Genomic DNA, 6,498 nt, shown 5'->3' with positions numbered 1-6,498 from the left:
AATTATTCAAAATGGTATAAACCTGGAGCCGCTGCAGGAAAGCGACACTTTACGTGTAGTAAATACGCCGGCTCAAACATACTCCTTGCTTTCATGATGTATAGAGCGATTTCTGACGAAGTGTCATGTATTTCTCCATTCATACAGGTCCACACTACCGTCATCCCGCACTTGATGCGGGATCTACCAACAGACCACATCGCAGGCATGACAAATACATCGAAGCAAACCTACTCAGCACTGAAAAGCTGGTTTAAATGGATCCCGCATCGCGTGCGGGATGACGACGGAGTTGTTGGAGGTGTGGTAGAACAGGGTAAGCCAGGAGCAACCGCTGGAAAACTACACTGTACGTATAGCAAATACAACTACTCAAACATGCTCCTTTTTGCAACGCAAGTGGGTCTGTGTTCAATGAAAGTACCTCCTATCACTTTGTCGCATAGATGCGCCTTTACAGCTTGCTCTTAGACTAAGGTCGTAGAACATGTTGGCTGTATGATTTTTGTTCGCTCTGTTACTCTGAGAGGGCAGGCCATCAACTCTTAAAACGTCGGCGCGGCCTGCATTTGCCGGCAAATACAACATGGAAAAGGTAATGAAATATAAAAACTTATTAATGGCTTTGCCATTGCTTGGTGCGATGGAAGTCGCGCTTGCGGTGGACTGTAGCAGCTTAGCTGAATGGCAAGCTCAGAATGTGTATACCAAAGGGGACTCAGTTACTTATCAGTCTGTGAGTTATACCGCAAAATGGTGGACTCAGAATCAAAACCCAGCGAATAACTCAACGACTTATGCTGTGTGGAATAAGGATGGTAATTGCGATGCGACCGATCCGGTACCGCAAGTAACAGTCACCTCTCCGAGCAACAATGCGAGCATTATTATCGGGACGCCGGTCGATCTGGCTGCATCTGTTTCTCATCCGCAGAATGTTGCGATTGAGCGGGCTGAATTCTTTATCGATGGAACGCTGATTGCGACAGACAATACCGCGCCGTATTCTGTACCCTGGCAAGCACAAGGGCTAGGTAGCCATCAGTTACAGGTATTTGCAGTCGATGCCGCAGGCGGCAGAGGGGAGTCCAGCGCAGTAAACTTTACAGTCGCTGCCGATGATTTCCCGCCGGGCGATCCTAATTTTAAAATTGTCGGCTACTTCCCAAGCTGGCAGGGGGCTGTCAGTGATATCCAGTTTGATAAACTGACGCATATCAATTACTCGTTCTTATTACCTAACGCGGATGGCACGCTTCAGCCGCTTGAAAATTTGAACAAAATGACAGCGCTGGTAAATTCTGCGCATGCAAACAATGTAAAAGTTGGCATTGCCATAGGTGGCTGGAATGGTGGCGATGACAGCGCATTCGAAACATTTGCGGCGTCAGCGCAAGGTCGCGCGACGTTTGTACGTGAAGTAATGGCCTTTGTAGAGCTGCATAACCTGGATGGTGTAGATATGGACTGGGAATATCCGGATCCTGGCACCTCTGCTAATAACTATGCATTGTTGATGAAGGAGTTAAGCGTAGAGTTACGTGCTCGTGGTAAGTTCCTGACCGCTGCGGTTGTTGCGTTAGGCTATACAGGCGGTGGGGTTCTGGAGTCTGTATTCCAGGATATCGATTTTCTGAACCTGATGGCTTACGACGCGAACAATGGCAACCATGCGTCGATGCAGTATGCCAAAGACTCTATTGCATACTGGCAGAGCCGTGGTCTGAGCAAAGAGAAAACAGTATTAGGTGTGTCGTTTTATGCGCGCCCAACCTGGAAGGCATATCGGACATTGGTGCAGGAAAACCCAGCGAACGCCTGTCGGGATACAGATAGCAACAGTTATTACAACGGTATTCCAACCATTCGAGCAAAAACTGAGTATGCCAAGCTAAACGCGGGCGGTATTATGAACTGGGAGTTGTCTCATGACAGCAAGGGACCGGCTTCATTGCTCACTGCAAAGTGGGAAGTTGCAAAAGGCCTGGCCCCCAGTTATAGCTGTCAGTAATTCATCAATAATTCATCGGTAATCACAGAGTTCAGCAGCTAATGCAGCTGCTGAACTCATGTGTGCTTAGTAAAATTGTTTTAGCGTGTCCAGATCCGGCAGTAAAGGCAGATCAGATAGCCTGTTTTGCCAGTGCTGGATAACTTCAGGTATGCTCTCGTAATGGGGGTGGAGCAAATAGCTGCCCAGCAGTACCACGGCTAATTGAAGGGTGGATGCCAGCGGAGCACTGGTTGCAATCGGTTTAAGTGCACTGCCAAACGAAGATTTCAGTTCGTTGTTATTAATATCCACCGCGTAACACTCATCCAGGATCAGGTGGGTCAACATGCCGAGCGTGACCATTACACCGCATAGCAGTGAAAAAGGCAGTGCTTTGCCTAAGAATAAGGGAGTGTTAATAGAGATGACGGCAAACATTATCACAGACAATAGTGAGTGGCTTGCGCCGCGGTGAATGGTATAGCTTTCGAAGATAGGCTTCAGGGCGTACATGAAAAGCAAATAGATGCCAATCCCAGACAACCAAATGGTGAGCAATGAATTAAACTCGATGGCCAGGGGCAGGCTGATTGCGGCGCAAAGCGCGAAAATTGAAAACAAACTGTTTAAAGAGCGTGATTTGTCGGCATCAAGGTCGGGGAGTAATCCGGCTAACGAGCCAACGATAAATAACACAAGCATATCGTTGAGGCCTGCTAGGTTGGTTGCCAGTATAACGGATGAAGCGGCGGCGCTCACCACCACGGATGCTTTAAAGTGAGTTGCAAAATTAGCCACTGAATATATTTCCGAATGAATGGAGACTACATCAGCCACAGAAAGTGTCTGTGGCTGCTCTATCAGTCTGATCATAATAGCATTTTCAGCATATGACTAGCCCAAAAACAAAGGGTTACTTAAAGCGATTGGAACAGCAGAGTAAACCAGGCAATGAACAGTGTGATACTGCCAAGGGCAAAAGCCAGTGTGCGCATTTTCAGATTGTGCCCAAGGATGTGCTCGTAGCAGTGCCAGTATCGCGCTGCAACAAAGATAGTGCTGTAAACGTACCAAATTTGGCTTTGAATTCCCTGAACATGCAACAGGAGTAAAAGACAAATAAACAAGACTGGCAGCTGGAATTGATTGTCATAGCTGTTGGTTAATAGCCTTATGCGTTCAGGGAAGCCGTCTTTGCTGATAAAGCGTATGTCTGCCAGAGATATTTTCCGCTGGTAGACTGCCCGAATACGCAAGGTGGCAGTGGTAAACCACAATAAGGTGTAAAGTAACACTAAGAAAAAGATAGGGATATGGATCCACATTGGGTTGTTCCTTCTTTAATTAAGACTGACTTTACTTTATCCGAGGCAAGCGATAAGTTACTGTGTCAACATTGACTAATTTCAGGTTGAAAGTGACATGCAGGTTGTACTTTTGTGTCCTCCTAAAGTATTCGCCAGCGCATTAACTGGCGTAATAGACATCTTCAACGTGGCCAATCAGGTAATGGGCAGGCAATTTTTCACCTGGAAAATTGCAGCACTGAGTAGCGAGCTTCAGGTTACCAGTAGCCAGGGGTTGGCGATCCACTGTGATGCCACTTTGACGGAGCTAAGAGATTACGACGCCATTGTTTGGGTGGGGGCTCAGTATAGCGGGCCTGATACCTTATGGGAGCAATGCAGGCAAGTAAATCAGGCGCTTAATGGGCTTGATAATACACTCAAGGGTTGCCGCTATCATTTAGCGGGCTGTTGCGGTGTTGCTTATCTGGCCGCAACAGGATTGCTTAACGAACACAGGGTTACCGCAAGTTGGTGGTTAGCGCCATTTTTTGCCAAGTACTTTCCACATATAGACTTTAAAGCAGATGAAATAGTGTTTCGTAGTGGTAACGTTTACACAGCCGGGGCGGCACACAGTTACTTACACCTGATCCTGACCTTTATCAGCGATTTGGCAGGAAAAGAGGTCGCGGAGCAAATAGCCTCCTGGCTGGCAATCCCGCAGAAGTCAGCAAATCAAAATCAGTTTATCCGACTTAGCATACTACAGAGGCATTCAGATGAACAAGTCAGAGCGGTACAATCACTGATAGATGAAAAGCTCAACGAGGCATTGAGTCTGAAACGTCTGGCAGGCGAGGTGTATATGTCAGAGCGTACTTTGATCCGGCGTTTCAAGCAACATATTGGCATGACGCCCATGGATTACATTCGCCTGGTACGGCTGGAGAAATCCAAACATCTACTGGCCAGTTCCACTCTTTCTCAGGAGCAGATCGCGTATAAGGTCGGCTACCAGGACCCGCAAGCGCTGGCGAAACAGTTTAAGAAACACTTCCAGATTAGTATGAGGGCGTTCAGAGAATAATAGTAATTTAGTATATGTTTTTTGTTCTGTTACTGTTATAAAAGTACTAAGTGTCATTGTGGACTCTGCAATTATGAACGCACACCTTGGTCTGGTCGCTTTGTGCCTGACAACTCTCGTCGCCTGTGGTGGTGGCTCCTCTGACAGTGGTGGTGCCACTGATAACAATTCATCTAATACGAAAACTAATGCAAACAACGGCCAGCAGCCCTCGGGTGGCACAGATTCGCCTTCAGATGACAATTCTGGTGGTGCAGTCGATCCATCTGGCGATCAGGGAGAGGGGGGCGGCGACTCTGAGCCGCAAAATGCGCCCCCTGAGGTAGAAGTCTCTATTGTTCAACCCGAGATCGTTAAGGGGGCGCCGTTGACTTTATCTGCAAACGTTGCAGACCCTCAGGACACATCATTTAGTTACCTTTGGAAACAACTTACCGGGCCTACTGTAGAGCTGGGCGATGTTACCGGCCCAATTCTCACCGTAACCTTGCCTGAAACCTATCAGGCTCAAGGTGATAACTATCAATTTTCTGTGACCGTTACGGATGCTCAGGGCGCTGAAACAACAACAGAAATCGAGGTTTACGCCAGCAATGCAATGTCTGATATACAGGCAGCCATGCTTCTGCATCAGGGCACGATGGGACCGACACTTGAAGAAGTGAATGCAGCAACTGGCATGAGTGAAGAGCAGTGGTTAGCTGACCAAATGGCCTTGCCGGCAACGTATCACTCGCCATTACTGGAGAACTATCCAGATAGGGATACCCCATATCAAATCAACCGCATAGATGCCTGGTGGAAGGCCTCTTTGCATGCCGACGACCAGCTCAGACAGCGAGTAGCCTTCGCTTTAAGTGAAATATTTGTGGTATCCGATGCAAACAATGCGCTTAAAGGTGAACCGGAAGGGATGCTGGCATACTACGATTTGTTGCTTGAGCATGCGTTCGGTAACTACCGCAGTTTGCTGGAAGCCGTAACCTTGTCTCCTGTGATGGGGACTTACCTGAGTCATCTGGGCAACGAAAAAGCAGATCCTGAACGGAATATCCGCCCTGATGAAAACTACGCGCGTGAAGTCATGCAGCTATTCACTATTGGGCTTGAAATGCTCAACCAGGATGGCACTGTCAAGCTGGACGAAGGTAATCAACCCATTGCTACTTATTCGCAGCAGGAAATCACCGGGTTTGCCCGGGTATTTACTGGCTGGACCTTTGCTTTTTCAGCACGCTGGAATCGCCCGAGCCGAAACTTCTCTCTGCCTATGCAGGCATTTCCGGAATATCACTCCGCACTTGAAAAGACACTGTTAAATGGTGTTGTGATCCCTGCCGGAGTTGGACCTGAAGAGTCTATGCAGATGGCGCTGGATAACTTATTCAACCATCCTAATGTGGGCCCTTTTATCAGCAAGCAACTGATCCAGCGTTTGATCACCTCCAACCCCTCTGCTCAGTATGTTGAACGGGTAGCAGAGGTGTTTAATGACAACGGCAACGGTGTTAGAGGGGATTTGAGCGCGGTGGTCCGCGCAATATACTTGGATGACGAAGCCCGGCGATATGGTTCGGTACTTACCTATCAGGGTAAAATCAAGGAGCCATTGCTAAAAGGTGTTCAGATGTGGCGCACATTGAATGCCCACAGCGAAGAAGGCAACTATTTCACCTGGAACCTCGATGACAGGTATGGTCAGGGTCCGATGTTATCACCATCAGTATTTAACTTTTTCCGGCCTGATCATCAACCAGCAGAGCTCAGTGCCCAGGGGTTATTTGCGCCTGAATTACAGATTGCCAACGATGCAGCTATGATAGGCACTTTAAATCAACAGTATAGTGACCTTATCTGGCGAATGGCTGAGCGCCACACTACCTTGAATCCATCAGCGATTTACCTGTATGGCCACAGCGATATTACTTTGCTGGAGTTAAACGGTCTGAGCGCTTTGCTTAACAGATACAACGTGCTGTATTTTGCCGGTAATATGTCAGAGTCGACTCGCAATGCCTTGATTGAGCTGGACGAATACTTCAGTAATAAGAGTGCCGCAGACAGGGTAGGGCAGCTTTTGTTCATGGTGTCGTTATCACCTGAATTTAATGTGCAGTATTAGGAGGTAA

The 6,498-nt window shown here is 47.7% G+C and carries 5 protein-coding genes; 3 read left to right on the top strand and 2 right to left on the bottom strand.

From position 1 onward, the window contains the following. Positions 1 to 598 precede the first annotated feature (598 nt). Positions 599 to 2,011 (top strand): glycosyl hydrolase family 18 protein, encoded by a 1,413-nt coding sequence (locus CWB99_RS20290; RefSeq protein ID WP_138550643.1) that lies wholly within the window; start codon positions 599 to 601, stop codon positions 2,009 to 2,011. 66 nt (positions 2,012 to 2,077) lie between these two features. Here CWB99_RS20290 and CWB99_RS20285 read toward each other — a convergent pair whose 3' ends face one another. Further along, the gene (locus CWB99_RS20285) at positions 2,078 to 2,866 is read right to left on the bottom strand and encodes a metal-dependent hydrolase (RefSeq protein WP_138550642.1); all 789 of its coding nucleotides are present in this window, start codon (positions 2,864 to 2,866) and stop codon (positions 2,078 to 2,080) included. 44 nt (positions 2,867 to 2,910) lie between these two features. Beyond that, positions 2,911 to 3,318, bottom strand: a complete 408-nt coding sequence (locus CWB99_RS20280) for an MAPEG family protein (protein ID WP_138550641.1) — start codon at positions 3,316 to 3,318, stop codon at positions 2,911 to 2,913. Positions 3,319 to 3,415: 97 nt separating this feature from the next. On the opposite strand from CWB99_RS20280, the gene CWB99_RS20275 reads away from it, so the two are divergent. Beyond that, complete coding sequence (locus tag CWB99_RS20275; protein WP_138550640.1) at positions 3,416 to 4,369, top strand: GlxA family transcriptional regulator; 954 nt, start codon at positions 3,416 to 3,418, stop codon at positions 4,367 to 4,369. Between the two features lie 73 nt (positions 4,370 to 4,442). Then, positions 4,443 to 6,491 (top strand): DUF1800 domain-containing protein, encoded by a 2,049-nt coding sequence (locus CWB99_RS20270; protein WP_138550639.1) that lies wholly within the window; start codon positions 4,443 to 4,445, stop codon positions 6,489 to 6,491. Positions 6,492 to 6,498: the final 7 nt, after the last annotated feature.

Source organism: Pseudoalteromonas rubra, from assembly GCF_005887095.1.
In the GTDB taxonomy this organism is placed as follows: domain Bacteria; phylum Pseudomonadota; class Gammaproteobacteria; order Enterobacterales; family Alteromonadaceae; genus Pseudoalteromonas; species Pseudoalteromonas rubra_E.
This window is presented reverse-complemented; position numbering and strand designations above follow the sequence as displayed.